The organism is Microbispora sp. H11081 (assembly GCF_012999535.1).
Lineage (GTDB): Bacteria > Actinomycetota > Actinomycetes > Streptosporangiales > Streptosporangiaceae > Microbispora.
The window spans coordinates 153,397-175,712 of the sequence record NZ_JABBWV010000013.1 but is presented as its reverse complement, the minus strand read 5'-3'; the positions used below and the strand labels follow the sequence as shown (position 1 = coordinate 175,712).

General features: G+C 72.1%; 22 protein-coding genes. 13 read left to right on the top strand and 9 right to left on the bottom strand.

All coding sequences use genetic code 11. The annotated features are described in order from the left end of the window. Positions 1–18: 18 nt before the first annotated feature. The 4 genes from HHX31_RS26920 to HHX31_RS26905 all read left to right on the top strand — a co-directional run bounded on the left by HHX31_RS26920 (position 19) and on the right by HHX31_RS26905 (position 4,865). Positions 19–2,121, top strand: coding sequence for a (Fe-S)-binding protein (locus HHX31_RS26920; protein WP_169951381.1), 2,103 nt, complete (start codon positions 19–21; stop codon positions 2,119–2,121). A gap of 159 nt (positions 2,122–2,280) precedes the next feature. After that, positions 2,281–3,075, top strand: a complete 795-nt coding sequence (locus HHX31_RS26915; RefSeq protein ID WP_169951444.1) for a hypothetical protein — start codon at positions 2,281–2,283, stop codon at positions 3,073–3,075. Beyond that, positions 3,072–4,151 (top strand): glycosyltransferase, encoded by a 1,080-nt coding sequence (locus HHX31_RS26910; protein WP_169951379.1) that lies wholly within the window; start codon positions 3,072–3,074, stop codon positions 4,149–4,151. Before HHX31_RS26915 ends, HHX31_RS26910 begins: the two co-directional genes overlap by 4 nt. A 147-nt stretch (positions 4,152–4,298) precedes the next feature. After that, a complete protein-coding gene (locus HHX31_RS26905; protein ID WP_249346659.1) occupies positions 4,299–4,865 on the top strand; it encodes a hypothetical protein in 567 nt (188 codons plus the stop codon). On the opposite strand, the gene HHX31_RS26900 is transcribed toward HHX31_RS26905, so the two are convergent. Next, positions 4,866–5,249 carry an STAS domain-containing protein gene (locus tag HHX31_RS26900; RefSeq protein ID WP_169951378.1) on the bottom strand — a complete coding sequence of 128 codons (384 nt, stop codon included), beginning with the start codon at positions 5,247–5,249 and terminating at the stop codon, positions 4,866–4,868. It lies immediately after the preceding gene. Between the two features lie 191 nt (positions 5,250–5,440). On the opposite strand from HHX31_RS26900, the gene HHX31_RS26895 reads away from it, so the two are divergent. Beyond that, positions 5,441–5,722, top strand: a complete 282-nt coding sequence (locus HHX31_RS26895) for a metal-sensitive transcriptional regulator (protein WP_169951376.1) — start codon at positions 5,441–5,443, stop codon at positions 5,720–5,722. Between the two features lie 136 nt (positions 5,723–5,858). On the opposite strand, the gene HHX31_RS26890 is transcribed toward HHX31_RS26895, so the two are convergent. Next, on the bottom strand, positions 5,859–6,047 hold the full coding sequence (locus tag HHX31_RS26890) for a hypothetical protein (protein ID WP_142574679.1): 189 nt from the start codon (positions 6,045–6,047) through the stop codon (positions 5,859–5,861). A 147-nt stretch (positions 6,048–6,194) separates the two neighbouring features. Next, positions 6,195–7,640 (bottom strand): hypothetical protein, encoded by a 1,446-nt coding sequence (locus HHX31_RS26885; RefSeq protein WP_211590370.1) that lies wholly within the window; start codon positions 7,638–7,640, stop codon positions 6,195–6,197. 302 nt (positions 7,641–7,942) lie between these two features. On the opposite strand from HHX31_RS26885, the gene HHX31_RS26880 reads away from it, so the two are divergent. Together HHX31_RS26880 and HHX31_RS26875 are read left to right on the top strand one after the other, a co-directional pair. Further along, the gene (locus HHX31_RS26880) at positions 7,943–9,187 is read left to right on the top strand and encodes a mannosyltransferase family protein (RefSeq protein WP_169951375.1); all 1,245 of its coding nucleotides are present in this window, start codon (positions 7,943–7,945) and stop codon (positions 9,185–9,187) included. A gap of 55 nt (positions 9,188–9,242) precedes the next feature. Continuing rightward, positions 9,243–10,193 carry an endonuclease/exonuclease/phosphatase family protein gene (locus HHX31_RS26875; protein WP_169951373.1) on the top strand — a complete coding sequence of 317 codons (951 nt, stop codon included), beginning with the start codon at positions 9,243–9,245 and terminating at the stop codon, positions 10,191–10,193. Here the strand turns inward: HHX31_RS26875 and HHX31_RS26870 are convergent. After that, positions 10,099–10,629 (bottom strand): gamma carbonic anhydrase family protein, encoded by a 531-nt coding sequence (locus tag HHX31_RS26870; protein ID WP_169951371.1) that lies wholly within the window; start codon positions 10,627–10,629, stop codon positions 10,099–10,101. The genes HHX31_RS26875 and HHX31_RS26870 overlap by 95 nt on opposite strands. Before the next feature lie 155 nt (positions 10,630–10,784). Here HHX31_RS26870 and HHX31_RS26865 point away from each other — a divergent pair, with 155 nt between their 5' ends. Beyond that, a complete protein-coding gene (locus HHX31_RS26865) occupies positions 10,785–11,891 on the top strand; it encodes a hypothetical protein (RefSeq protein ID WP_211590369.1) in 1,107 nt (368 codons plus the stop codon). 96 nt (positions 11,892–11,987) lie between these two features. Here HHX31_RS26865 and HHX31_RS26860 read toward each other — a convergent pair whose 3' ends face one another. After that, positions 11,988–12,200 (bottom strand): hypothetical protein, encoded by a 213-nt coding sequence (locus HHX31_RS26860; protein WP_169951369.1) that lies wholly within the window; start codon positions 12,198–12,200, stop codon positions 11,988–11,990. Between the two features lie 136 nt (positions 12,201–12,336). Continuing rightward, positions 12,337–13,092 carry a GntR family transcriptional regulator gene (locus tag HHX31_RS26855; protein WP_169951367.1) on the bottom strand — a complete coding sequence of 252 codons (756 nt, stop codon included), beginning with the start codon at positions 13,090–13,092 and terminating at the stop codon, positions 12,337–12,339. Positions 13,093–13,354: 262 nt separating this feature from the next. On the opposite strand from HHX31_RS26855, the gene kynU reads away from it, so the two are divergent. After that, entirely contained in the window at positions 13,355–14,593 is a 1,239-nt protein-coding gene (kynU, locus tag HHX31_RS26850) for a kynureninase (RefSeq protein ID WP_169951365.1), read from the top strand. Between the two features lie 7 nt (positions 14,594–14,600). Here kynU and HHX31_RS26845 read toward each other — a convergent pair whose 3' ends face one another. Continuing rightward, entirely contained in the window at positions 14,601–15,011 is a 411-nt protein-coding gene (locus tag HHX31_RS26845) for a ClpX C4-type zinc finger protein (RefSeq protein ID WP_169951364.1), read from the bottom strand. A gap of 138 nt (positions 15,012–15,149) precedes the next feature. Beyond that, entirely contained in the window at positions 15,150–15,926 is a 777-nt protein-coding gene (locus HHX31_RS26840; RefSeq protein ID WP_169951362.1) for an isocitrate lyase/phosphoenolpyruvate mutase family protein, read from the bottom strand. A 169-nt stretch (positions 15,927–16,095) separates the two neighbouring features. Here HHX31_RS26840 and HHX31_RS26835 point away from each other — a divergent pair, with 169 nt between their 5' ends. After that, the gene (locus HHX31_RS26835; RefSeq protein ID WP_169951360.1) at positions 16,096–16,743 is read left to right on the top strand and encodes a DsbA family protein; all 648 of its coding nucleotides are present in this window, start codon (positions 16,096–16,098) and stop codon (positions 16,741–16,743) included. Positions 16,744–16,763: 20 nt separating this feature from the next. Here the strand turns inward: HHX31_RS26835 and HHX31_RS26830 are convergent, their stop codons facing one another. Beyond that, on the bottom strand, positions 16,764–17,702 hold the full coding sequence (locus tag HHX31_RS26830) for a LysR family transcriptional regulator (protein ID WP_169951358.1): 939 nt from the start codon (positions 17,700–17,702) through the stop codon (positions 16,764–16,766). 99 nt (positions 17,703–17,801) lie between these two features. On the opposite strand from HHX31_RS26830, the gene HHX31_RS26825 reads away from it, so the two are divergent. Genes HHX31_RS26825 through HHX31_RS26815 form a run of 3 tightly spaced genes read left to right on the top strand, consistent with a single transcriptional unit; the run spans position 17,802 to position 22,272 of the window. Beyond that, complete coding sequence (locus HHX31_RS26825) at positions 17,802–19,820, top strand: FAD/NAD(P)-binding domain-containing protein (protein ID WP_169951356.1); 2,019 nt, start codon at positions 17,802–17,804, stop codon at positions 19,818–19,820. Then, the gene (gene pcaB, locus HHX31_RS26820) at positions 19,817–21,208 is read left to right on the top strand and encodes a 3-carboxy-cis,cis-muconate cycloisomerase (RefSeq protein WP_169951354.1); all 1,392 of its coding nucleotides are present in this window, start codon (positions 19,817–19,819) and stop codon (positions 21,206–21,208) included. The genes HHX31_RS26825 and pcaB overlap by 4 nt, the downstream gene beginning before the upstream one ends. Continuing rightward, the gene (locus HHX31_RS26815; RefSeq protein ID WP_311932254.1) at positions 21,205–22,272 is read left to right on the top strand and encodes a nitronate monooxygenase; all 1,068 of its coding nucleotides are present in this window, start codon (positions 21,205–21,207) and stop codon (positions 22,270–22,272) included. The genes pcaB and HHX31_RS26815 overlap by 4 nt, the downstream gene beginning before the upstream one ends. Positions 22,273–22,316 lie beyond the last annotated feature (44 nt).

Here is a 22,316-nt window from a genome sequence, read left to right as displayed (position 1 = left end):
TTCGACAGGGAGGGCCCTGTGCTCTGGGTAGCGATAGTAGGTCTCGTCGCGACCGCCGCGGCACTCGCGCTGGCGGGCCGTCGTGTGCTGTTCCTCTACCGGCTCGCGAAGAGCGGCCAGCCGGCTCCCGAGCGCATCGCGTACGCCAGGGAGAACGTCGGCACGGAGATCAAGGCGCAGTTGGTCGAGGTGTTCGGTCAGCGCAAGCTGCTGAAGTGGACGCCGTCGGGCACCGCGCACTTCTTCGTGATGTGGGCCTTCTTCATCCTGGCCACGGTCTATCTGGAGGCGTACGGCGCGCTCATCCAGGGCGCGATCACCGGTAGGCCGGACTTCCACATCCCGCTGATCGGGACCTGGCCGGTGCTGGGCTTCCTGCAGGACTTCATCGCGGTCGCCGCGCTGCTCGGGCTGATCGCGTTCACCGCCATCCGGATCAAGAACTCGCCCAAGAAGCTGGGCCGTGGTTCCCGCTTCTCCGGGTCGCACCTGGGCGGCGCGTGGTTCACGCTGTTCATGATCTTCAATGTGATCTGGACGATGTTCCTGTTCCGCGGGGCCGCTGTCAACACCGGCAACCTCCCCTACGCCTCGGGGGCCTTCGCCTCGGAGGCGGTCGCGAAGATCCTGCCCACCAGCGAGGTGCTGGAGGAGATCGGCCTGCTGCTGCACATCGGCGTCATGCTGGTGTTCCTGGTCTTCGTGGTGAACAGCAAGCACCTGCACATCTTCACCGCCCCGATGAACGTGTTGTTCTCCCGCCGCCCGGACGGGCTCGGCGCGGCGCAGCCGATGCGCAGCGACGGCAAGGTGCTCGACTTCGAGGAGGCCGACCCCGAGACGGACGTGTTCGGTCGCGGCAAGATCCAGGAGACGAGCTGGAAGGGCTTCCTGGACTTCTACACCTGCACCGAGTGCGGCCGTTGCCAGTCGCAGTGCCCGGCGTGGAACACCGACAAGCCGCTGTCGCCCAAGATGCTCATCCTCGACCAGCGCGACCACGCCTTCGCGGTCGCGCCGTACCTGCTGGCCGGGGAGAAGGAGAAGGAGAGCTTCGGCCAGGACGTGCTTGCCCTGCTGGACAAGCCGCTGGTCGGCGAGGACGGGGTCATCCACCCCGACGTGCTGTGGTCGTGCACCAACTGTGGCGCGTGCGTCGAGCAGTGCCCGGTCGACATCGAGCACATCGACCACATCCTCGACATGCGCCGCTACCAGGTGATGATCGAGTCGTCGTTCCCGTCCGAGGCGGGCGTGATGCTCAAGAACCTGGAGAACAAGGGCAACCCGTGGGGCATGTCCGAGATGAAGCGGGCCGAGTGGATCGAGGAGCTCGACTTCGAGGTCCCGATCATCGACGAGAAGATGCCCGAGGACGTCGAGTACCTGTTCTGGGTCGGCTGCGCCGGCGCGCTGGAGGACCGTGCCAAGAAGACCACCAAGGCCGTCGCGGAGTTGCTGCACATCGCCGGGGTGAAGTTCGGCGTGCTCGGCCCGATGGAGGCCTGCACGGGTGACCCGGCCCGCCGGCTTGGCATGGAGTTCCTGTTCAACATGCTCGCCCAGCAGAACATCGAGACGCTCAACGACGCGGGCGTGAAGAAGATCGTGGCCACCTGCCCGCACTGCTTCAACACCCTGGCCAACGAGTACCCGCAGCTCGGCGGCACCTATGAGGTGGTGCACCACACCCAGCTGCTGGCGCATCTGGTCGAGGAGGGCAGGCTCACCCCGATCACCCCGATCGAGGAGAAGATCACCTACCACGACCCGTGCTTCCTCGGCCGGCACAACAAGGTCTACGCCCAGCCGCGCGACATCATGGCCAAGGTGCCGGGCGTCCAGACCCAGGAGATGCACCGCTGCAAGGACCGCGGTTTCTGCTGCGGCGCGGGCGGCGCGCGGATGTGGATGGAAGAGCGGATCGGAAAGCGCATCAACACCGAACGCGTGGACGAGGCGCTCACCACCGACCCGGACACCGTCTCCACCGCCTGCCCGTTCTGCCTCGTGATGCTCGGTGACGCGATCAACGAGAAGAAGAACGCCGGTCAGGCCAAGGAGTCGCTCGAGGTCGTCGACGTCGCCCAGCTCCTGATCAAATCCATCAAGCAGGGGTAAGCGTATCTTTACCCGGAGTATGAACTATTTGTGGTAATGGATAGTCAAGGCGATGGAATGAACCGTGTATCACGGAAGAGTGACAAAGCCTTTCTCCACATAACAGGAAAATCACGGTAACCTCAACGTTGGCTCAATCAACGGGGAGGGGGCTTGACGGTGGGTGTGGTCGTCACCGATGCGGAGGTCACCCTGGCGGACGTCCTCTCCCTGCGGTTGTCCATCGCCGAGCCCCTCGCGGACGGCGCCCGCCTGATCCTCCGTCTCCGGGGCTCCGGTGAGGAACGGCGGGTGACGCTCGGCGCGTCCGGCGGGCGCACCAGGGACGCCGCCGTCGCGGTGTCCCTGGCGCCCCTCGACCTCGGTCCGGGGCGCTGGGACGCCTACCTCGAACAGGACGGCGTCCGCGCCCGCATCCAGAGCGTCGACCCCGGGTTCTCCCTCGACCGCCTCGACGCGTACGCGCTGGGCAGGCGGACGCTGGCCTACCGGGCCTACCGCACGCGCAACGGGTTTCTCGCGTTGAAGATAGAGCCGGCCGAGCCGGGCGCCGACGTCCGCGCGGTGTGGTTCCGCGAGGGACGCTTCGAGGTGACGGGGCTGCTGGCCTACACCGGCCTCGACGACGACGACGAGCACCGCAGGGCCACCCTCGCGCTGCGCAACGGCGACCCCGACGCGACCGTGCGGGTCGCCGCCACCGTCCAGGGAGTCCGGTTCCACGCCGCGCTCTCGCTGTGCGACGTGCTGGCCGCCACCCCCGACTCGCAGGGCTCCTGGGAGCCGTACCTGGAGGTCGACGGCGTCGAGGGCGCGCTGCCGCTGGGCGCCAGGCTCGACGACGTCGAGGGCAAGCGCCGCCGCGTCCACTATCCCCGCGCGCTCGTGGACGGCGTGCCGATCCGGCCCAGCTTCACCCCAGGCGACGAGCTCCTGCTGGAGGTGGGAGCGTGAGGATCGCCCTCCTGCTGCCCTCGGCGTACGGCATGCGCGGCGACGTGCGGGCGATGCTGAACCTGGCAGGAGGGCTCGCCTCACGGCACGAGGTCGAGGTCGTGAGCGTCCGGCGGACCAGGGAGGCCCCGTTCTTCCCCGTCGACCGCCGGGTGGCGCTGCGCTGGCTCGTGGACGCCAGGCCCGGTGTCCATCACCTGCTGCCCCGCGGGCAGGTGCGCACCGAGGTGGCGCTCTGGCGGATGCTGCGCGGGCTGCGCGCCGACGTCCTGGTCACCGCCCGGCCGTCGCTGAGCGTCCAGGCCGCGCGGTACGCCTCGCGCGACGTCGTCCGGATCGCCCGCGAGTGGGGCAAACCGTCGGTGCCGGGCCCGGTGCGCCGCTTCTATCCCCGCCTCGACGCCGTGGTCACGAGCACCGACAGCCGGCGGGACGAGTGGGTGAGCCTGCTCGACGACGACATGTCGGTCCATGTCATTCCCGACGCCCTGCCGGCGGGGCCCTGGCCGCGCTCCCGCATGGACAACCGGATCGTCAGCGCCGGTGGCAGGCTGGTGCCCGGCAAGTCGTACGACCAGCTCGTGCGGGCCTTCGCGATCGTCGCGGACAAGCGGCCGGACTGGCGGCTCCGGCTGTACGGCGGGGGCCCGGAGGAGCGGCGGCTGCGCGCGCTCGTGCGCGACCTCGACCTGCACAACCACGTGTACTTCATGGGCACTACTCCCGACCTGCCCGGCGAGTTCGCCAAGGCGTCCATCGTCGCGGTGCCGTCGCGGCACGAGGTGCTGGGCATGACCGTCATCGAGGCGCTGAGCTGCGGAGTGCCTGTCGTGGGCTTCGCCGGGCCACGCGGGCCGGCCGAGTTCCTCCGCCAGGACAGCGACAGCGTGCTGGTGCGGGAGGGGGAGGGCGGCGACGTCGAGTCGCTCGCGTGCGCGCTGCTCGCGCTTATCGACGACGAGCGCCGCCGCATGCAACTGGCGGCCGGGGCGCTGGAGACCGCGTCCGCGCACGCCGCGCCCGTCGTCGCGGCCCGCTGGGAGGAGCTCATGTACGGCCTGCGCTCCCGCCACTGACGAGGAGCACCCGCGGCCTTGATCAGATGAGGCGGCCGTGCGCGTGCGACGCCTCCGCTCCCCAGTGAGCCGCAACCGGGTCGCAAGAGCCCGTCGTGATGCTGGTGCCGTACGGACGAAGACCACGGTGATCGGGAGGAAAGCGGGATGACGAACACGGCTGCGCGTCTGGGGCGCCCGGTGACGGTGGCGGTCCTCGCCGTGGGCGTCGCGCTGGGCGGCGCCACGTCCGCGGGTGCGGCGTCGAGCGCCTCCGCGAGTGCCGGTGCGAGCGCCTCCGCGAGCGCCTCCGCGAGCGCCGCCGGCAGGCTGGGGCCGTACGGCTACGGCGGCGTGACGCTGGGGATGAGCGCCAAGCAGGCGCAGAAGACCCGCAGGGTCGTCAAGAAGTTCGGCGGCGGGGGCGGCTGCTCGGGCTGGGACCTCAAGGCGCACCCGACCGGCGAGGACGGGGTCGGCCTGTTCATCTCGAAGAAGCGCGGCGTCGCCGTGATCTTCGCGCCCAAGGGCGTCAGGACCCCCGAGGGCATCGGGATCGGCTCCACCCGGAGACAGCTGGAGAAGGCCTATCCCCATCTCAGGACGGCCGCCAGCGGTTATCCCGTCACCACGGTCCCCGGCAACCGCAGGGCCGACTACGTCTTCCTGCTGTCGCGCGGCGGCAAGGTCTACCAGCTGGCCCTGAGCCTCAAGACCCAGGACTGCGTCAACTGACTAACCGCCGGGCCGGGTGAGGTGCGCGGCCGCGGCGGCGGCGCTGTCGTGGATCGGCAGTTCCGAGTCGAGGCCGGTGATCCTGAGCATCCGGGCGAAGCGCCCGTGCGCGCCGCTGAGCGCCAGGCGCCCGCCGGTCGCCCGGACGGCGGTCAGCGCCCCCATGAGGACGCTCAGCCCGGTGGAGTCGCAGAACCTGAGCCCGCCGGCGTCGACCACGATGCGGGGCGGGGTGCGCAGCCCGACCGCCTCGGCCAGGCAGGCGCGCAGCGAGGACGCGGAGACCAGGTCGAGGTCGCCGAACATCCGGATGACCACGACGTCGTCGTCGAGCGTGGTGAGCACGGAGAAGCTGTCGGGGGGTTCGTACGTTCCCGGTTCCACTCGTGCTCGCCCCTGCTCACCCGGCCCTGCCATCCGGCCGTCGGTCTATGAGGTGGGGCCGGAGTTGTCTGTCAATGATTGCACACAGCAAACGACGCCCGGGCCTGGAGCACCAGGGTGTCGGGAGATCGTGCGATCCACGTGGGTCTCGGCGGCGCGCCGCGGATACCGGAGGCGGGTATCGTTGGAGAATGCACGGGTACAGCGGGGACAAACAGGCCTACCTCACCCGCCTGCGCCGGATCGAGGGACAGATCCGGGGGCTGCAGCGGATGGTGGACGACGAGGCGTACTGCATCGACATCCTCACCCAGGTCTCCGCGGCCACCCGCGCCCTTCAGGCGGTGGCGCTCGGCCTGCTTGAGGACCACATCGCCCACTGCGTCGCCGACGCCGTCAAGAGCGGAGGCCCGGAGGCGGGCGAGAAGGTGAAGGAGGCGTCGGCGGCCATCGCCCGGCTCGTCAGGTCCTGATCGCGGCTTCCCGGCGACCGGTCGTGATCACTGATAGTGATCGCCGCCGGCGACCACCGCGTCGTACGGATGGTCCGGTCGAGCGACCGTCCCGGGCCCCACCGGGCACCCGGGACGGTGCATGCTCTCGATGGCTTCAGCGGCTCGCCGAAGTCCGCAATCCGAGCGCGTTGTCGAGCTCTTCCAAGGTCAGTCGGTTCTCCGTGATGTTCACGGCCTCCAGCACCTCGGCGTAGAGCGCGATCTCGTCCAACGCGACACGGTCGTGGACCCGAGAGTCCAGGTCGTCGTGCCCCACCGCGTCGTCCTTCCTTCCGCAGCCCACACCCATCCCGAGGTTACGTCCGGGTACCTTCCCGCGACATGGCCCATCGTGACCATTCCGCTCGGCGCCCCTCGTCCCTCCGGGACCATTTCCCCGATACCAGCATCACGATTTGATGAAAAAGACTGTGATAGGGGGGAGGCATTGCTAAAGCGGAGGTAAGGGTGAAATATCCGAATTTGACGTTTCGAAGAGCCAGCTCCCCGACTCCTCCAGGTCACGCCTGTGCACCGCCGCCTCGTGCGGCCGTGGATCGTCGCGCTGGTGGATCAGGCACCGCACGACCGAGGCGCACACGGGGAAGCCCTCCGGGGGCGAGGCGACGCCGGTCAGGGCGCACCAGGCCAGGCCGGTCGCGTACGCGGAGCCGAGCAGGGCGGCGGCGGTCTCCCTGCTGGGCGGGACCAGTCCGGGCGGCAGTTCGCCGCCGGCCGGCCAGCAGCCCCGCAGCGGATGGCCGGGATCGGTGAGCGCGAGATAGAGGATCTGCCGGAGTTCGTCGTCCATCCACGGATACAGCGCGGTGACCACCTGCGCGGTCCTCGAACCGCCCGGCGCCGCCCACGCCGGCTCCGACAGGCCGCACACGCCCGCGATGTCGGCGGCGAGCAGCGAGGCCGCGACGGCACGCGGCTCCATCCCCCGGGCTGCCGTGTAGCCCAGGGCCTCGACGAGGTCGTACAAGGTGTGCCGGAAGTGCTCGCCGGGCGCCCACTCCGCGATCGTGGCGGGGGCGAGGTGCGGCGGGCAGCGCGCCAGCCAGGCCTGCCGTACGGCGCCGCCTGGCAGGGCGTGCTGGTCCAGCCAGGGGCTGGTGAGCAGCGGCTCGGCCATCGCGATCAGCGCGTCCGCCCGCGGCCGGAACCGGGGGTCGGCGCGCAGCACGACGGCGGTCTCGGTCATCAGCCCGGCGAGGCGCAGGCCGGCGTCCACCGCGCCCGAGCGCATCCGCTCGGCGTACAGGGCCACGAGCGCGTCGAGCGAGCCCATGGGCAGCCAGCGCACCCAGTCGTCCCCCGGCAGCGGCCGGGCCAGGAACTCGCCGAACATCGACAGCATGACCTCGTTGCCGTCGAAAGCGGGCGCGTACGCGCACCACATGATCGTGCCCCACACGGCGGCGACCGTCGCGGCCACGTCGCGGGCGAAGACCTCCCGGTAGACGCCCTCGCCGAGGGGGAAGTCCGCCCTGTCCAGCCCGCGGTGGGCGAGGAGCACCGCGCGGAGCCGTTCGGTGATCTCGTGCGGCACGTCCGGGCCGACGAAGGCCTGGGTCGATCCACGGTCGTACGCGAAGTCCGGACCGGTGGGGACCAGCGCGGGCGGGATCGCGACGTCCTGGGGCCGGGGTCGCGCGCCGGCGCGGACCGCCGGGTGCAGCGGGGGAGCCGACAGGTGCCAGCGGCCGTCGACCCGGTCCAGGCGATACCAGCGGGCGTGCGCGCCGAACAGCCACCGGACGCCGTCCGGGGTGAGCAGGGACCGCTCGGCCAGGGTGCGCACCCGCGTGGGCTGGGGAAGCGACGTCCAGCGGGGGTCGCGGACGACCGCGCGCACGTCCCGCTCCATCGCCGTGAACCCGTCCCAGTACACGCGGCAGCGACTCCTCCGTCCTCGGGAGAGGACGGCCCCCCGCCCGTCCGGCCGGAGCCGGCCGATGCCCCTCCGGGCGCCCGATCGCCGGGATGATCTCGGCGGTCCCCTCGCTGGATCCGATGGTAGCCCGCCGCTCCGGCGCGCGGCGGAGACCCGCGGCGCCGCGAAGACCGCCGGTGAAAGTTTCACGGACCGGGAGGCGCTGAGCAGGGTATATCCGTATTTCTAGGCATTATGACGCAACCTCGTTCTCCCCGGCACTTGGCATGAGCTGCCGTCACGTATTTCGATAGGTCCTCGTGACGGAGACCCAGCAGGCCGGAACCGCCCGGGAGCGGGACGCGGACGAGACGTCGGACACGATGGTGTCCGTGGACAGCTCTGGCGGCACGGCGACCGGCGAGCAGGCGGCGGCGCCCTCGGGCCGAGACTGGCGGACGGTGTGGTGGCTTGGCCGGCCGAGTGACCGCACGGCCCTGCTGATCTGGTTCTTCTGGCAGATCGCCTGCTACATCTACCTGATACTCGCGGCGCCCGGCCGTACGGAGGACCCGATCCTCGACCGGTTCAACCGGTACGACTCCTACAACTTCATGGACATCGCGCGGTATGGCTACGACGGCCGGCCGGAGGACCAGGACTCGCCGCGGCTCGTCGCGTTCTTCCCCGGGCTGCCGCTGCTGCTGCGCGTCGTGCAGGTGGTCATCCCTGACCTGAGGCTCGCCCTCGTCCTGATCTCGTTCGTCGCCACCGCCGTCGTGGCGGTGGCGCTGTCGCGGCTGAGCGAGTCGTACCGCGAGGGCACCGGCCACTGGACCGTGCTGGCCTTCTTCTGCAGCCCGTTCGCGGTGTTCCTGCTGGCCGGCTACACGGAGGCGCTGTTCCTCGCGCTGGCCATCCCCGCGTGGCTGCTGGCGCGCAACGGCCGGTGGGAGGCCGCCGCCGTCTGCGCCGCCTTCGCGTCGTCCATCCGCATCTCCGGGCTCTTCCTCGCCCTCGGGCTGGCCGTCCATTTCCTCGTCTCCCGCGACGGGCTGCGTGCCCCCAAGGGATGGCGGAAGCTGCCGTGGCTGGCGCTGCCCGGCGTGCCGGTGCTGGCGTACATGATCTATCTGTGGGACCGCACCGGCGACCTGATGGCGTGGAAGGCGGTGGAGGCCCAGTATTGGGGCCGCTACCCCGAGGCGCCCTGGAACGTGTTCATCAACACCTGGAACAGGTCGATCGACGAGCCGGTGCTCGCGACGTCGTACCGCGAGGAGATCGCGGCGGCGATCGTGCTCGTCGTGCTGATCCTCGCGCGGCTGATCAGGCGCAGGTGGGCAGACTTCGCCTACCTGGCGCCGCAGGCGGTCGCGCTGCTGGCGATGTCGTCGTTCTACATGTCGGTGGGCCGGGCCTCGCTGCTGTGGTGGCCGCTCTACATCTCCGTCGGTCTCGTCGGCAGCCGAAGGCCCTGGGTCTTCATGGCGTACATCGCGGTCGCCGCGCCGGTGATGGCAATCAATGTCGGAAATTTCACCACAGGTGCCTGGGTGGGATGATCCCTGCTGACTAGCTTCTCCATGTATGGGGGCATTTGTCGCAGGAGTGGCAATTGTGGCGCTTGTGGTGGGTGGTCTTCCGCCCGCCGCCGACACGTACCGGGTGAACGTGCTCACCTTCAACGTCTGCGCGGCGGGCAACAGCGCCGGCACCTGCGTGCGCGACCTGACGCCGCGCCGCCGCGCCACGTGGGCCGGTCAGGTCTCCGGGCTGATCAGGTCGAGGGACGTGGACGTCGCCTCCTTCACCGAGATGTGCTACGCGCAGGTCGGCCTGCTCAGGCGTGCGCTGCCCGGCTACCGCGTGATCTGGTACGGCTACGCCAAGGGCGGCGGGCCCGGCCGTGAGGACCGGTGCCGGACGCTGTGGGGCGACCTCACCGAGGACACCACGCCGCCGGACGGCAAGACCTTCGGCATGGCGCTGGCGCTGAAGAACGGCGCCGAGGGCCCGCCGCCGCTGCGGCGGCTGCTCCACGTCGACCACCCCCCGGCGGCGCCCGGTGCGACGATCCACCCGCGTGGCCTGCTGTGCGCCACCGGACGGGTCGGCCCACGCCGCTCCGTCTGCTGTGTGACCCACATCTCCGACACCGAGACCCCGCGGCAGGTCACCGGACTGGTGGCGCGGTACGCCGCAGGCGCGCCTGTCATCCTCACCGGCGACTTCAACCGCGAGCCCGGCCACGACCAGCTCACCGGCGTGTACGGCATGGGCCTGGGCGACGGCGGCTACGTCGAGGCCGGCGCCGGGTCGTGCGGGGTCCCGAGCAGGGACGGCGAACCGACCACGCGCGGCGGCCGGAAGATCGACTACATCTTCGCGACCGAGGCCGACTACCGGCCGGGCGGAGCAGAGGCCGTCAGGACCGACCCGGAGTTGTCGGACCACCTGGCGCTGGCAGGCACGCTCATCGGGACCGAACCGAGGCCGCGGCGTGACGGCGGGCCTTGGCGAGGTAGTTGTCCGGCGTGCGGGCGAAGGAGTCGCGATCGGCGTCGGTGAGCTCGCGGACCACCTTGCCAGGCACGCCCGCGACCAGCACGCCCGCCGGGACGCGGCGGCCGGGCGGCACGACGGCCCCCGCCGCGATCAGCGACCCGGCCCCGACGACCGCGCCGCCGAGCACGACCGCGCCGATGCCCACGAGCGCGCCGGTCTCCACGAGCGCGCCGTGCACCATCGCCCGGTGGCCGAGGCTCACCCGGTCCTCCAGGATCGCCGGCTCGCCCGGGTCGGCGTGCAGGCAGCACAGGTCCTGGATGTTGACCTCGTCGCCGACCTCGATGCGTTCGTCGTCGCCGCGCAGCACGGATCCGTACCAGACGTTCGCGCCGCGTCCGAGCCGTACCCTCCCGACGACCACCGCCCCCGGGGCCACCCACGCGTCGGGGTGGATGATCGGCGTGGCGTCGTCGTCAAGGTCGGCTACGTACGGCATGCCGCCATGATCCCATGCGGCACGTCCCGGGTTCGATGCGACGCCCCGCGTTCCGGGCGGCGCCTTGTGGTGTTCAGGTTGCGATGTAGGACGGATAGCAGGAAAGTCGTGTCCTGGCTGCGTTACCGTCGTTATCTCCAACCCCAGGGTTTCTCATGACGAATCAGACCGACAACTTCCCCGACCTCATGAGTGACGACTCCTTCGAAGTCGTGATGCGTGGGTACAGCCGCAGGCAAGTACACGATTACATGATCCGGACCCGCAACCAGATCCGGGACCTGGAGGAACGGCTCGCACGGACGATCGACCAGGCGGAGCAGAGCCGGCTCGAGCTGGCCGACGCGCGGCGGAGAATGGCGGAGTCGCCGCAGAACCCCGACGAGCTGGGCGAGCGGCTGAGCCAGATCCTCAAGCTGGCGCAGGAGGAGGCGAACGCCAACAAGGAGGCGTCCGAGTCCGAGGCCAGGAGGCTGCGCGAGACCTCGGCGGCCGAGGCGGAACGCCTCGTGACGTCGGCGCGCGAGCAGGCCGACGCGATCAGGGCCGCCGCCCAGGACGAGGCGGAGCGCCGCGTCGCGGAGGCCACCGCCACGGCGGAGCGGCTGCTGGCGCAGGCGGGCGCGAACGCGGAGGAGACGCTGGGCACGGCACGCGCCGAGGCGGACGAGACCGTGCGCGCCGCCAGGGCGGAGGGGGAGCGGCTGCTCACCGCCGCCCGGATGGAGGCGGAGCGGGTGCTCACCGAGGCGCGCGGGCAGGCCGAGGCGGAACTGGCCGCGGCGCAGCAGCGGGTGACCGCGCTGGACGAGCACACCGGCCGCCGGGTGGCCTATCTCACGGACACCCACACGGAGGTCGTGCGGCGGCTCAACGAGATCGGCTCGGTGCTCGGCGACCTGATGCAGCGTGAGGCGTCGGCGGGCCCGGTGATCGACGAGGCCGCCGTGCTGCCGCCCGCGCCGCAGGTGCGCGCCATCGCCGCCGGTGCCCCAGACCAGCGGCAGGACCAGCGGCAGGAGCCGGCCGGCGACCAGCGGCAGGGTGCGGAGTCCGCGCCGTCCGGGCAGGAGGCGCACACCGCCGACGCCTCCGTCGGCTACGAGGACGGCGCCGGTCAGGGACGGCAGGACGACGAGGACGACGCGGTCCTGGTCGTGGACGACGGGCACGTCGTGACCCACTCGCCCGAGGACACCGACGTCAACCTCGGCCGTGTCAGGCGCGCCATGCCGGACGAGCGGTCGGTCGCCGGCAACTGAGCCCGCACAACTGGGCCGCACAACTGGGCCGCACAACTGAGCAGGGCGACTGGTAGCGGAAGCCCCCGCCCCCGATCGGGTCGGGGGCTTCCGCGCTCATGGGCCGGCGGAGTGGGCCTCCTGCTCGCGCAGCAGCGCACGCAGCCCCTCGGCCTCGTCGGCGTCGATGGTCATCGCGCATCCCGCCGCCCGCTGCGCCGAGGTGAGCGGGTGGTGCCGGGTCGCCCACCACCGGCCCGCGTCACTCCGCCAGATCGTCCATTCGGGGAACTCCCGGGCGATCTCGGCAAGGCGTCGGTCAAAGGACATCCGTACACCTTCCCTCGCCGTGTGCCCGGTGTTCTTGACGTCTCTTCCTCAAAGTGCGGGACATCTCTAGAGAAATCAATGATCGGGACAGTCAGGTCAACGTTGCCTCTCGGCCCAGGGTCGTGTCCGGCCCCGACTAGGCGTCGAAGTCGTACTGGAGCACGTACGACGCGGCGTCCAGGGTCATCTCGTTGACCTCGACGGGCACGCCTCCCTCCGCGAAGGCCACCCGGGTCACGGAGATCACCGGCGTGCCGCCGGGCAGGCTCAGCGACTCCGCCTCACCGGGCAGCGGCATCCGCGCCCGCACCTCCTCGCTGAAGTGGACGGGAGCCCGGCCGAGCTCGCCGAGCCGGGCGTACACGCCGCCGGGACCGGTGTCGGGCGAGACGATCGCCGTGCCCTCCACGAGATCGGCGGGAAAGCAGGAGGCCGCGAGTTGCACGGGGCGGCCGTCCACGGAGTAACGGCGACGGCGCACCCACACCTCGCCCGCGCCGAGCACGCGGGCGACCTGCTCGCTCGCCGGCTCGCGCAGGATGCTCACCTCGTCCACCGCGTACGCACGCCCACCGGTGTCGGAGTCCCAGATGGCCAGGCCCCTGGCCCACTGCTCGCGGGAGAGCCGGCGGGACCCGTGGCGGCGGATGGGGCGAAACAGCCGCACGTAGACGCCCGAACCCCGCTTCGGCACGGCCAGACCTTCGTTGATCAGTACGGCGAGCGCCTGCCGTGCCGTGGCCCTGGCGACGCCGTGCTCCTGCATGAGCGCGTTCTCGCCCGGGAGCCGGTCGCCATCACCGAGCGCTCCGGACAGGATCTGATCGCGCAGCCTGTCGGCGATACGGCGATAGATCGGGGACTCGTGATGCACCGACGGGGATTCCGTCACCTCTGATCACCCTCTGTCACCAACGGGGATTTGGCGTCTCCAGAGAACTTGCCCCGTCTTGTCCACGATCGCACAGAGTCTTGGGTGCGTCTTGTGCTTACTTTGCGCTGATCGTGCCGGTGTGGCGATCTCTGGGAGTTCTAGCCGTCCGCATTCGTGGAACGGTCCGTTCCGGTATTGCCGGCGCCGGGAACGCTCTGTCATCGCCATCACGACATGAACGGATATTTCGGTACATAATGCGGTGACGAAGGAGTTGCCGATGGTGCTCAGCCGTGCCGAATGCCAGGACCTCGACGCCAAGGACCCGCTCAGGGAGTTCCGGGACGAGTTCTCGCTGCCTCCCGGGGTCGTCTACCTGCTGGGCAACTCGCTCGGCGCGCTGCCCAGGCGGACGCCGGAACGGGTGGCCCGCACGGTCGAGACCGAGTGGGGCGTGCACATGGGGGCGAGCTGGAACACGGCTGGCTGGTGGGACATGCCGCAGAGCACCGGCGACCGCATCGCCCCCCTGATCGGCGCGCCCCCCGGCGCCGTGCTGGCCGGCGACTCCACGTCGGTGAACATCTTCAAGCTGGTCACGGCCGCCCTCCCGCTGCGGCGGGACCGCCGGGTGATCGTCTCCGACCTCGACAACTTCCCCACGGACCGGTACGTCGTGGAGGGCGCCGCCCGTGCGCTCGGCGCGTACGAGATCAGGGACATCGGCGAGGGCGGCCGCGCGCTGGAGGACGCGCTCGGCGACGACGTCGCTTTGGTGCTGCTGTCGCAGGTGGACTACCGGACGGGCGAGGCCAGGGACATGGCCGCGGTGACCGAGCGGGTCAGGGCGGCGGGCGCGCTCATGATCTGGGACCTGTGCCACAGCGCCGGGGCGCTGCCCGTGCGCGTGGGCGAGGCGGACTTCGCCGTCGGCTGCACGTACAAGTACCTGAACGGCGGTCCCGGCGCCCCCGCGTACCTGTACGTCGCGCCGCGCCACCAGGACGCCGTGCACAACGTGCTGTCGGGCTGGCACGGGCACGCGGCGCCGTTCGACTTCGAACCTCACTACCGCCCGGCGCCCGGTGTGCGGCGTTTCGCCACGGGCAGCCCGCCGATCCTGTCGTACGCCGCGCTGAACGCGTCGCTCGACATCTGGGAGCGGGTGGACCTCGACGAGGTCAGAGCCAAGAGCCTGGCCCTGACCTCGCTGTTCGTCGAACTGCTCGACGACCTCGTCGACCCGGCGCTCGGGCTCGCCCTGGCCACCCCGCGTGACCCGGAGCGGCGGGGGAGCCAGGTCAGCTACCGGCACCCGCACGGCTACCCGGTGGTGCGGGCGCTCGCGGACCGCGGGGTGGTGGGCGACTACCGCGAGCCGGAGTTCGTCCGGTTCGGCTTCGCCCCGCTGTACCTGCGCCACGTCGACGTGTACGACGCGGCGGTCACGCTGGCCGAGGTGCTGCGCGAGGAACTGTGGCGGGACGAGCGCTACGCGCGCCGGCTCACGGTCACCTGACCTGGGGTCAACGGCGGCGGCGGGCCAGCCCGGCGACGATGTCTCCGGCCAGCGCCACGCAGCGGTCGCAGATGCGCCCGCCCTCGCCGTGGACCATGTGGACGCGCGGCCCCGGCGGCCTGCGGCAGAAGGAGCAGGCGGCGTCGCGCTTCCTGCGGCGGTCGACCAGGTGGCGGTGGGCGAACGCGGGGGTGAAGCGCCGCCTGCGCGCGCCGCGCCTGATGTAGCCGAACCGCTCGCCGATGACGGTCCAGGACACGCCCGCCTCGCGGGCGTGGTGCACCGCGAGATCGAGCAGGGCGTCGCCGTCGCGGCCGAGATCGGAGATCAGGGCGATGGCGGCGGACAGGATTTCCAGGGGATCTTCGGGGTCTGACGCGCTCGACCTGGCGCGGTCGAGTAACTCGGATGCCTCCATGGCGGACACCATAGGCCGCCGTACAAAGACGATCAAGCGCGCCGGTAGCGGGCGGGGCCGGCCTCATGGGACCGCCGCGGGAGCGGGCCCATGAGCCGTTCTCCGCGCCCCCGTGGAGCGCCGGCCGGACCGGCCGCGTCAGGCGGTCTCGAAGGGGTCGTCTCCCCGGGCGATCGCGTCGAGCACGCGGGCGGTGAACGCCTGGGTGATCCGGTGAACGCCGGGACCGAAGCTGACCCTGGCCACGCCGAGCGCCGCGAGGTCGCGTACGGCCGGCGCGCCGGGCCGCGCCAGCACGTTGACCGGGCCGCCGGTCTCCCGGACGAGCGCGCCGATCGCCTCGGGATCGCCCGCGAGGATCGGGTAGACGCAGTCGGCGCCGGCCGCGAGGTAGCGGCGGCTTCGCTCGATCGCCTCCGCGAGCCTCTCGGCGGGGGTTCCGGAGCCGTGGATGAAGGTGTCGACCCTGGCGTTGATCACCAGGCCGGTCCCGGCCTCGGCCGCCGCCGCCCGCACGGCGGCGAGGAAGTCGGCCTGCTCGCCGGGGTCGACCAGTTCGCCGGTCGCCGGGTCGGAGTCCTCCAGGTTGCAGCCCGCGGCGCCCGCGGCGGCCAGCCGTTCGACCAGTTCGGCGGGCTTCAGGCCGTAGCCGCGCTCCACGTCGGCGGTCACGGGGACGGCCACGACGCGGGTCATGCGGGCCACGGCCGCCATCATCTCGTCCACCGGCGTGTCCTGACCGTCCTGGTAGCCCAGGGAGGCGGCGACGGACTGGCTGCCGGTGGCGACGGCGGGGAACCCGGCCGCCTCGACGGCACACGCCGACGCGGCGTCCCAGGCGTTGGGCAGCACGACGGGCTCACCGGGCACGTGGAGCGCGCGCAGGAGCGCCGCCTTCTCGTGGATCTCAGCCATATGGACACCCTAGAGACCCGGGCGGGGAAGAACGCCACCCATTTATCGGCTGTGAGGGGAAACCGCCGGTATTTGTGGGGTCGAGTGCGGTGACGTCCGCGCAGGTCGCTCGGATACGCTCGCGAAACCGGCCCCCCGATCCCCCGACCATTCCCGTCAGGAGAGTCTCATGAGCGACATCGACAGCGCCGCCGAGCAGGCCGGAGCGGACAGCCGTCCCAGGGTGGACTTCTACTTCGACCCGGTCTGCCCGTTCGCCTGGGTCACGTCCCGGTGGATCCTGGAGGTCGAGAAGCAGCGCGACATCGACCTCCGGTTCCGGGTGATGAGCCTTTCTGTGCTCAACGAGGGCAAGGAGGATCTGTCGGACTTCTACCGCGAGGCGGTGGGCAGATGGCGGGGACCGGTCCGGGTGTGCGTCGCCGCCGCGCAGCACCACGGGGAGGCCGTGCTGCGCGACCTCTACACCGCGATGGGCACCCGCATCCACAACCAGGACAACAAGGACTACGTGGTCGTGGCCAAGGAGGCGCTCGCCGAGGTCGGGCTGCCGGCCGAACTGGCCGACGCCGCCGGCACGGACGAGTACGACGAGGCGCTGCGCCGCATGCACCACGAGGGCATGGACCCTGTCGGCGACGAGGTCGGCACGCCCACGATCCACATCGACGGCGTCGCGTTCTTCGGCCCCGTGATGACGCGCATCCCGCGCGGCGATGAGGCCGCCCGCATCTTCGACGGCGCGCTCGCCATGGCGAAGTTCCCCTACTTCTACGAGATGAAGCGCAGCCGCACCACCGACCCCGAGTTCGACTGACCCAGGGTGACGGGCGGCGCTCACCTCGGCGGTTCCTCCGGGGGCCGCCGGGGCGCCGCCTTGCCGGTGCTCCGGATCAGCGAACGCATGGTCGCCAGCGCGGGGGACCTGTCGTCCGACCGCCTGGCCAGGCTGATCGTGCGGTGCAGGCCGGGCGGGGCGAGCCGCCGTACGCTGAGGGGGTTCTCCGCCAGTTCGGCCACGGTCCTCGGGACGAGGGCGAGGCCCATGCCTCCACTGGCCAGTGCGCACGACATGCCGTAGTTGCCCGTCTCGTACGCCACGACAGGCGGCGCCAGCCCTTCCCGGCGGAACAGCGCCTCGAGCGCCTCCCGGTTGGCCAGCCCGCGTGAGCCGCTGATCAGCGGCCGGCCGGCGAGCTCCGGCCACGGCAGCGGCTCGGCCGGATCGGTGAGCGCGTGCCCGGGGGCGGCCACCAGCACCAGTTCCTCCACCAGCAGCGCCTCGACGGTGATGCCCGAGGGCACCGCGCGATCTGGCTGGTGTTCGTAGGTGTGCGTGAGCACGAGATCCGCCTCACCCGTGGCCAGCGCGGGCAGCCCCGAGGGCGGTTCGTACTCCCTCACATTCACCTCGACGGCGGGGTGAGCCCGCCGGAACGCCGCGAGGACCGGCGGTAACAGGTGGATTCCCGCGGTTGTGAACGTGCCGATCGTGATGTGCCCGCCGGACAGGCCGGCCAGCGCGGCCAGGCCGTGCCGGGCGCGTTCCAGCTCGTCGAGCACCCGCCGGGCGTGTTCGACCAGCAGTTCTCCCGCCGCCGTGAGCGTGGCGCCGCGGCGGTGCCTGATCACGAGCACCGCCCCCGCCTCGCGTTCCAGCTTCGCGATCTGCTGCGAAAGCGCGGGCGGCGTGTAGCCGAGGCGGGCGGCCGCCCGGGTGATCGAACCCGCCTCCGCGACCGCCACCAGTGCCGCCAGACGCGTGACATCGTGCATGAAGAAATGCTTAACACCGCGTCGTCAAATGTGACATACCTCTCGAAGGCTCCGGTCCCGCATTCTCGACTCACGACCCCACGGGAACTGGAGGAGCGGATGTCCACAACACGATCGACCCGGCCGTTCGAGGTGTGTGTGATCGGAGCGGGACCGCGCGGGATGTCGGTGGTCGAGCGGCTCTGCGCGAACGCGCGGCGGCTGCCGCCGCGGGCACGGGTCCTCCTGCACATCGTCGATCCCTACCCGCCGGGCGCGGGCCAGGTGTGGCGCACCGACCAGCCCGGTCAGCTCCTCATGAACACCGTCGCCTCGCAGGTCACGCTCTTCACCGACCCCAGCGTCGACATCCGCGGGCCGCTGGAGACCGGCCCCAGCCTGTACGAGTGGGCGCGCCACCTGGTGCTCTTCCCCGACGGCGTCGCGGAGGACATGCTCGCCGAGGCGCGGCGGCTCGGGCCCGACACCTACCCCACCCGCGCCTTCTACGGCCGCTACCTGCGCTGGGTGTTCGAGCGGGTGGTCGCGCGGGCTCCCCGGCAGGTGGAGGTGCGGGTGCACGCCACCCGGGCGACCGCGCTCGACGACGTGCCCGGCACCGGCGCGCAGCGGGTGGTGCTGGAGGACGGCACCGTGCTCGGCTCGCTCGACGCGGTGGTCCTGGCCCAGGGGCACCTGCCCGTCGAGGCCACGGACGCCGAGCGGGAGGCCGCCGCGTACGCCGCCGCGAACGGCCTGGTCCACGTGCCGCCGGCCAACCCCGCCGACGCCGACCTGAGCGACGTGCGGCCGGGAGAGGCGGTGCTGCTGCGCGGGCTCGGGCTCAACTTCTTCGACCACATGGCGCTGCTGACGCTCGGGCGCGGCGGCCGGTTCGAGCGGGAGGAGGCGGGCCGCCTCGTCTACCGGCCCTCCGGCCTCGAGCCCCGCATGTACGCAGGATCGCGCCGTGGCCTGCCGTACCAGTCCCGGGGCGAGAACGAGAAGGGCGTCGAGGGCAGGCACGAGCCGCTGCTGCTCACGCCGGGCAGGATCGAGTCGCTGGCCGCCCGCTCGGCCGCCCGCGGCGGGCTCGACTTCCGCGCCGACCTGTGGCCGCTGATCGCGAAGGAGGTCGAGACGGTCTACTACGCGACCCTGCTGGCGCGGCGGGAGTGCGAGTGCGTCGCGAGCCGCTTCCGCGCCGCCTACCTCGCCCACGGGTGGGGCGAGGCCGGGGAGTCCCTGGTGCTGGACGCCTTCGGCATCGGCGCGGCGGTGCGGTGGGACTGGGAAAGCGTGGCCGAGCCGTACCGGGGGATCGAGTTCACCGGCCCCGACGACTGGCGCGAGTGGCTCACCGCCTATCTGCGCACCGACCTGGCGCAGGCCCGCGCGGGCAACGTCAGCGGGCCGATGAAGGCCGCCCTCGACGTGCTGCGCGACCTGCGCAACGAGGTCAGGCAGGTGGTCGACCACGGCGGGCTCACCGGACGCTCGCACCGCGACGACCTCGACCGGTGGTACACGCCGCTCAACGCGTTCCTGTCCATCGGGCCGCCGGCCGAGCGGGTCGAGCAGATGATCGCGCTCATCGAGGCGGGCGTTCTCACCGTCATGGGTCCCAACATGCGCGTCCACGCCCGCGACGGCGTCTTCGAGGCCGAGTCCGCCGCCGTGCCGGGGTCCGTCGTACGGGCCAGGGTGCTCGTCGAGGCGCGGCTGCCCGAGATCGACCTGCGGCGCACGGCCGACCCGCTGCTGCGCCACCTGCTCAGGACCGGCCAGTGCCAGGCGTACGTGATCGGCGGACGGCGCGGCGACGAGGGCGTCGAGACCGGCGGCCTGGCCGTCACCCGCCGGCCGTACCGGCTGCTCAACGCGGAGGGGCGGGCCCACCCGCGCAGGTTCGCGTACGGCGTGCCCACCGAGTCTGTCCACTGGGTGACCGCCGCCGGGGTGCGGCCCGGGGTGAACTCCGTGATCCTCGGCGACTCCGACGCCATCGCCCGCAGCGTGCTGACGCTGACCCAGGCGCGGGCCCTGCCCCCCGGCCGCAGGGTCGCCCGGGTGGCCGCGGTGCCGCCGCGTACGGCTCTCGCCGCCTCCTGCGGCCTGAGCTGGGCGGGCGCCCGATGAGCGACCTCGATCTGGGCCTGCTGTCCCCGGTCAGGGTGGGCACGGCGGCGGAGCGCGCGACCGGTGACGGCGCGTGGCTGCGGGCGATGCTCGACGCGGAGGCGGCCCTGGTGCGCGCGCAGGCCAAGCTGGGGGTGGTCCCCATGGAGGCCGCGGAGACGATCGGCAAGGTGGCGGACGCGGGCGGCCTCGACCTCGCGGCCCTGGCGCTGCGCGCCCGAGAGGCGGCCAACCCCGTCGTGGCGCTCGTGGAGGAGCTGACGGCCGCCGTGGCGGCGGTGGACCCGGACGCGGCCGAGTATGTGCACCGAGGCTCAACCAGCCAGGACATCATGGACACGGCCGCCATGCTGGTGGCCGCCAGGACACTCGACCTGATCACCGCCGACCTCGGGCGGGCCGAGGCCGCGCTCGCGGGGCTCGCGGCGGCGCACCGCGACACGCTGATGGCCGGCCGCACGCTGACCCAGCAGGCGGTGCCCACCACGTTCGGACTCAAGGCGGCCGGGTGGCTGCACGCCGTACGCGAGGCGGCGGCGCGGCTGCGGCGGGTGCGCGCAGACCTGCCCGCCGAACTCGGCGGCGCGGCCGGCACGCTGGCGGGCTACGTGGAGTACGCCCGGATCGCCGGAGTGCCCGACGCGGAGGCGTACCCGGAGCGGCTGATCGCGGCGTTCGCCGCCGAGGTGGGGCTGGCGGAGCCGGTGGTCCCCTGGCACGTCCTGCGGATCCCGCTCGCCGACCTCGCCGGGGCGCTGGCGCTCACCTCCGGGGTGCTCGGGAAGATCGCCGTCGACGTGCAGTCGCTGTCGCGCACCGAGGTCGCCGAGGTCGTGGAGCCGGCCGCGCCGGGCAGGGGCGTCTCTTCGGCCATGCCACACAAGCGCAATCCGGTCCTCGCCACGCTCATCAGGTCGGCGGCGATCCAGGTGCCCGCGCTCGCCGCGGCCCTCGGCCACTGCCTGCTCGCCGAGGACGAACGCCCCGCGGGCGCCTGGCACGCGGAGTGGCAGCCGCTGCGCGAGTGCCTGCGGCTGGTCGGCGGGGCCGCCGCCGTGACGGCCGAGCTCGCCGAGGGACTGGTCGCGTTCCCCGAGCGCATGCGGGCCAACCTCGAGCTCACGGGCAGCCTGACGGTCACGGAGCGGGCGGCCGCCGTGCTCGCGCCGGTCCTGGGGAAGGCCGCCGCAAAGCGGCTGCTGGGGGAGGCGTCCGCGCTCGCCGCGGCGTCGGGGCGTCCCGTGGCCGAGGTGCTGGCGGAGCTCACGCCCGTCCCCGCGGACCTGGACCTGGCCGAGCTGTTCGACCCCGAGGGGTACACGGGGGCCGCGGGCGCGCTCGTCGACCGCGCTCTACGCTGGGGCGAGACGGATGAGGAGGTCTCGTGACCGGTCGCGTTCTTCCCTTCGGGCCGTCGAGCCCGATCGTCCAGGCCCCCATGGCGGGTGGCGCATCCACCCCCGCTCTGGTGGCGGCGGTGTCGGGGGCGGGCGGCCTCGGGTTCCTCGCGGCGGGTTACCGCACGGCGGGGGACGTGCGCCGGGAGATCGAGGCGGTGCGCGAGCGGACGGACCGGCCGTTCGGCGTGAACGTCTTCGTCCCCGATTTCGAGGCCGCGCGGCGCGCGGGGGACGACGAGGCGGCGCTGGCCCGGTATCGCGACGAGCTCGCCGCCGATGCCGAGCGGTACGGCGTGACCCTGCCGGAGGCGCCCGCCTGGGACGACGACGAGTGGGACGCGAAGATCGGCGTGCTGGTGGACGAGCGGGTGCCGGTGGCCGGTTTCACCTTCGGCTGCCCGCCGCCCGAGGTGACGGCCCGCCTCCACGACGCGGGATCCGTCGTCCTGGTGATGGTCAACACCCCGTGGGAGGCGGTCGCGGCGGCCGCGGCGGGAGCGGACGCGGTGGTCGTCCAGGGCCCCGGAGCGGGCGGGCACCAAGGGGCCTTCCTGCCCCCGCCGGGCCCCTGGAGGACCCCCGACGACCTCCCGGAGCTCGTGCGCGTCGTGCGCGCGGCGACGGACCTCCCGCTCGTGGCGGCCGGAGGGATCATGGACGGCGAGGACGTCGCCGCCGTGCTCGCGGCGGGCGCGGTCGCCGCTCAGCTGGGCACCGCCTTCCTGCGCACCCCGGAGAGCGGGGCGCACCCGGTGCACAAGGCCGCGCTCACCGATCCCCGGTTCACCCGCACCGCGTTCACCCGGGCCTTCTCCGGGCGTACGGCACGGGGCCTGGCCAACCGGTTCATGGCCGAGCACGAGGCGTCGGCGCCCGCGTGCTACCCCCAGGTGCACCACCTGACGAAGGGCCTGCGCCGCGCGGCGGCGGAGCACGGCGACCCCGAGGCGATGGGCCTGTGGTGCGGCCGTGGGTACCGCCGCTCCCGCGACCTCCCGGCCGCCGCCCTCGTCGAGGTCCTCATGAAGGAGTTCGAGGCCGCCCGCGCCTGACCCCGGCACCTTCCCAGGGGATAGGTACCGAGTTATTCCACTTC

Excerpts from the sequence above, each read along its gene's own strand:
- HHX31_RS26840 (WP_169951362.1), bottom strand. The coding sequence starts at position 15,926 with ATGGCTGAGATCCACGAGAAGGCGGCGCTCCTGCGCGCGCTCCACGTG.
- HHX31_RS26845 (WP_169951364.1), bottom strand. The coding sequence starts at position 15,011 with ATGGAGGCATCCGAGTTACTCGACCGCGCCAGGTCGAGCGCGTCAGAC.
- HHX31_RS26830 (WP_169951358.1), bottom strand. The coding sequence starts at position 17,702 with ATGCACGATGTCACGCGTCTGGCGGCACTGGTGGCGGTCGCGGAGGCG.
- pcaB (WP_169951354.1), top strand. The coding sequence starts at position 19,817 with ATGAGCGACCTCGATCTGGGCCTGCTGTCCCCGGTCAGGGTGGGCACG.
- HHX31_RS26905 (WP_249346659.1), top strand. The coding sequence starts at position 4,299 with ATGACGAACACGGCTGCGCGTCTGGGGCGCCCGGTGACGGTGGCGGTC.
- HHX31_RS26895 (WP_169951376.1), top strand. The coding sequence starts at position 5,441 with ATGCACGGGTACAGCGGGGACAAACAGGCCTACCTCACCCGCCTGCGC.
- HHX31_RS26865 (WP_211590369.1), top strand. The coding sequence starts at position 10,785 with ATGACGAATCAGACCGACAACTTCCCCGACCTCATGAGTGACGACTCC.
- HHX31_RS26860 (WP_169951369.1), bottom strand. The coding sequence starts at position 12,200 with ATGTCCTTTGACCGACGCCTTGCCGAGATCGCCCGGGAGTTCCCCGAA.
- HHX31_RS26870 (WP_169951371.1), bottom strand. The coding sequence starts at position 10,629 with ATGCCGTACGTAGCCGACCTTGACGACGACGCCACGCCGATCATCCAC.
- HHX31_RS26825 (WP_169951356.1), top strand. The coding sequence starts at position 17,802 with ATGTCCACAACACGATCGACCCGGCCGTTCGAGGTGTGTGTGATCGGA.
- HHX31_RS26835 (WP_169951360.1), top strand. The coding sequence starts at position 16,096 with ATGAGCGACATCGACAGCGCCGCCGAGCAGGCCGGAGCGGACAGCCGT.
- kynU (WP_169951365.1), top strand. The coding sequence starts at position 13,355 with ATGGTGCTCAGCCGTGCCGAATGCCAGGACCTCGACGCCAAGGACCCG.